This is a genomic window from Agromyces sp. P1_H4, assembly GCF_056405255.1.
This window is the reverse complement of the sequence record NZ_JBFUCL010000419.1, coordinates 1-2,829: the sequence shown is the minus strand read 5'-3', so window position 1 is coordinate 2,829 and position 2,829 is coordinate 1. Positions and strand designations below refer to the sequence as shown.

Below are 2,829 nucleotides of genomic sequence, written 5' to 3'. Positions count from 1 at the left end.
GACGCGACCGAGGCGCTAGGTTCGTGCCGTGCGCCTGAACGCCGCCGTCGCCGCCACGGCCTGCCTGGTTCTCTTCGCCCTCACCGGATGCCTCGCCACCCCGGTGGCGACTCCCACGTCGAGCCCGTCGGCGTCACCGTCGCCCGAGCCCGTGGCATCCGGCCCGCTCACCTGTGACGAGCTCGTGCCGGCCGAGGTGGTCGCCGCCGCCCTCGAGGGCGCTGACGGGGTCGCCGTCGAGCCTGTCGCGGCGGTGAAGGAGTCGGTCGCCTTCGACCAGGCGCTGCTCACCGGGGCCGGCGGACGCGCCTGCTCGTGGCGGGTGGGCGCCGGCATGCCCGAGTACAACGCGCCGAGCGACTGGGCCTACCTGACCGTCGAGGTGCTGCCCGGCGCGGGCGCGCAGTGGGTTCCGCTTGCGATGGGCGACGGGCCGTCGACCATGACGCGCCCGATCGCCGGCACCGAGGCGTCCATTGCCGGAGGCGACGCGGGATGGCGCCTCTCGGCACCGGTGGCCGGCGGATGGGTGCAGGCCACGCTCAGTGCCGCCGCGCTCACCTCGACCGGCGGCCGGTTCGCGGGGCTCGGCGCCGACACGATGATGGACCGACTCGCACAGGTCGGCGAGACGGCGTTCCCGGTGCTGCAGGAGGCGGATGCCACGCGCCTCACCTGGCCGGCAGTCGCCGTGCGGCAGGGTGACGCGCTCTGCACCGGCGACCTGGACGCGACGGGCATCCTGGACGCCCTCGGGGTGCCCGAGGGTTCGGCCGCGGAGATCGTCGCGAGCGAGCCGGATGCCGCCGCACCCGGGTCCTTCGAGGAGGCGGTCGCCGACGCCGCCCGCACCTTCACCTGCGACGTCCACGTCGACGGGCAGCCGGTGCTCGCGATCACGACCGCCCGGGGCTTCGCGTCCCTCTTCGACCGCTGGTCGGCGGCCGACGTGAACCTGGCGTTCACGCCGTTCGAGTTGGCGGATGCCCCGGCCGACGCGCGTGCCGTGGGAAACGGGGCGGAGAACCGGGCCGCGATCGCCTACCTCGCCATCGGCGACTCCCTCTACGCCATCGAGGGGGCGGGCGCGCCGGCGGTCGCCCAGGCCATCGTGGCCCAGACCTCCTGACCGTCACGACCATGATGCGCACCGCGGGGCGAACGCAGCCGAACGTCGAGGTCATCGCACCCGGCATCCACTTCGTGCAGACGCCGCTCGTGAACTGGACCGTGCTGTCGGGCGACGGCACGCTCACGCTCATCGACGCCGGCTACCCGAGCGACCGGCAACGTGTGTCCCGCGTGCTCGGCGACCTCGGGGGCGAGCTCACCGCCGTGCTCGTCACCCACGGGCACAGTGACCACATCGGCGGGATCCGCTGGCTGCTCGTCGAGTGGCCGGATGCCGCGGTGCTCGCGTCGGCCGAGGAGCTGCCGAACGTCACCCGCGAGGTGACGCACCAGGTGGGCGTGCGGGACCTGTTGCCGAGCCTCTGGCGGCCGTCGGTCATCGCGTGGACGGCCCGCGCCATCGCGGCGGGCGGTCTCGCCGACGTGGGGGTGCCCGACCCGCGCCCGATCGAGCCCGATCGCGAGCACCGCTTCAGCGGTCACCGGGTCGTTCCGCTCCTGACGCCCGGCCACACGCCGGGTCACCTCATGTACTGGCTGCCCGAGCACGGCGTGCTCGTCAGCGGCGATGGCATCGTCACGGGGCATCCGACGTCGAGGGATCACGGGCCGGGCGTGCTGGCGCCGATGTTCAACCACGACGACGCGCTCGCGCGCGCGTCGATGGACACGGTGCTCGACGGGCGGCCGTTCGAGGTCATCCTGCCCGGCCACGGACCGTCGCTCCGCCTTCGCTGACCGACGCCGGCGACGTGGCCCTTGACAGATGGTGCTTCGAGCGCGTTAATGGAACCAAGTAGTTCCAGAACCGATTGGTACGAAATGACCGATGCACTCAGTCGCACGTTCCAGGCACTCGCCGACCCGACGAGGCGATCGATCCTCGCTCGCCTCAAGGTCGTCGGAGAGGCATCCGTCGCCGAGCTCGCCGAGCCCTTCGACCTGACGCAGCGCGCCATCTCGAAGCACGTCGGCGTGCTCGAGGAGGCCGGCCTCGTGTCTCGCAGCCGCGACGCCCAACGCCGGCCGAGCCGGCTGCGGGTCGAACCGCTCACCGAGGTCGATCGGTGGCTCGAGGAGTATCGCGGTATCTGGGACGAGCGGTTCGCCGCTCTCGGGCGCGAGCTCGAGCGCGACGCGATCGCCGAATCGCACCACACCGATGAGGGGAAGACATCATGAGCACGACCCAGGCCGACCGCGGACTCGCGGTCGAGATCGAGCAGGAGTTCGACGCGGCATCCGAGCGGGTGTTCGCCTACTGGACCGACGCCGACGCCCTCGCCCGCTGGTTCGCCCCAGGCGACTACGCCACCGTGGCGGCGGACGCCGACGCCAGGCCGGGCGGCGCGTGGAGCCTCGAGTTCCGCGCCGGCGACGGCCGCGCGTACTCCGAGCGCGGGTCCTTCCTCGAGCTCGATCCACCCAGGCGCATCCAGCTGACGCTGACCCAGGTCCACGGCGGAGAGGCCGGCCCCGAGACCCTCGTGACGGTCGAGCTCGACGACGTCGGCACGCCGGATGCCCCGCGCACGCGCATGCGGTTCCGGCAGACGGGCCACGCCGACGCCTCCCTGCGGGACCAGAACGCCGAGGGCTGGCGCGGGTGCTTCGCGAAGCTGGAGGGCGCGCTCACGTAGTCCCCGGTCTCGCGCAGCAGATGCAGGGTCGATCGGCGGGTGCGCAACCCCTAGGGGG

General features: G+C 72.9%; 4 protein-coding genes. All 4 read left to right on the top strand.

From position 1 onward, the window contains the following. Positions 1-28 precede the first annotated feature (28 nt). The 4 genes from AC1DY2_RS18225 to AC1DY2_RS18210 all read left to right on the top strand — a co-directional run bounded on the left by AC1DY2_RS18225 (position 29) and on the right by AC1DY2_RS18210 (position 2,771). Positions 29-1,129, top strand: coding sequence for a hypothetical protein (locus AC1DY2_RS18225; RefSeq protein WP_476763695.1), 1,101 nt, complete (start codon positions 29-31; stop codon positions 1,127-1,129). 11 nt (positions 1,130-1,140) lie between these two features. Continuing rightward, positions 1,141-1,869 (top strand): MBL fold metallo-hydrolase, encoded by a 729-nt coding sequence (locus AC1DY2_RS18220; protein ID WP_476763694.1) that lies wholly within the window; start codon positions 1,141-1,143, stop codon positions 1,867-1,869. Between the two features lie 84 nt (positions 1,870-1,953). Next, on the top strand, positions 1,954-2,313 hold the full coding sequence (locus AC1DY2_RS18215; RefSeq protein ID WP_476763693.1) for an ArsR/SmtB family transcription factor: 360 nt from the start codon (positions 1,954-1,956) through the stop codon (positions 2,311-2,313). Next, a complete protein-coding gene (locus AC1DY2_RS18210; protein WP_476763692.1) occupies positions 2,310-2,771 on the top strand; it encodes an SRPBCC family protein in 462 nt (153 codons plus the stop codon). The genes AC1DY2_RS18215 and AC1DY2_RS18210 overlap by 4 nt, the downstream gene beginning before the upstream one ends. Positions 2,772-2,829: the final 58 nt, after the last annotated feature.

Coding starts and splice junctions, on each gene's coding strand:
- AC1DY2_RS18220 (WP_476763694.1), top strand. CDS start 1,141: ATGATGCGCACCGCGGGGCGAACGCAGCCGAACGTCGAGGTCATCGCA.
- AC1DY2_RS18215 (WP_476763693.1), top strand. CDS start 1,954: ATGACCGATGCACTCAGTCGCACGTTCCAGGCACTCGCCGACCCGACG.
- AC1DY2_RS18210 (WP_476763692.1), top strand. CDS start 2,310: ATGAGCACGACCCAGGCCGACCGCGGACTCGCGGTCGAGATCGAGCAG.